Genomic DNA, 492 nt, shown 5'->3' with positions numbered 1-492 from the left:
CTACCCCGGCGCCACGTTCGCCGCGGTCATCACCTCCGTGCACCCCGAGGACCCCGAGGTCGCCGTGCGCGCCGTCGCCCTGCCGGACTGTCGCGACGTCGGCGAGTACCTCACCGCCACGCCGGAGGAGCAGCGGGAGATGGTGGAGGGTGCCCTCCGCGCGGCGCAGGCCGACCGGTCCCTCCTGCTGGACACCTCCGGCCTCGTCTACGACACGCTCGTGCCCTTCCCCACCAAGGTGTTCTGCGTGGGCCTGAACTACACGAACCACATCGACGAGACGGGCCTGGATCGCCCCGAGCATCCGACGCTGTTCGCGAAGTTCCCGCAGTCCCTCACGGGTGCGCTGGACCCGATCGAGGTCCCCGAGGAGGACCACCGGGTCGACTACGAGGGCGAGCTGTGCATCGTGGTCGGGGAGCCGGGCCGACGCATCGCCGTCGAGGACGCCCCGGAGCACATCGCGGGCTACGCGGTGGCCAACGACATCTC

Annotated in this window: 1 protein-coding gene; it reads left to right on the top strand. The window is 71.1% G+C overall.

Annotated elements, in window-relative coordinates:
- Window positions 1-492: fumarylacetoacetate hydrolase family protein (locus tag ACFWJO_RS38655; RefSeq protein ID WP_386872884.1), on the top strand; the 492-nt coding region annotated here is incomplete at both ends.

The organism is Streptomyces sp. NPDC127092, assembly GCF_042722475.1.
Classification (GTDB): domain Bacteria; phylum Actinomycetota; class Actinomycetes; order Streptomycetales; family Streptomycetaceae; genus Streptomyces.
Note: the sequence above shows the minus strand (reverse complement) of the source record. Positions and strands in the feature narration are given on the sequence as shown.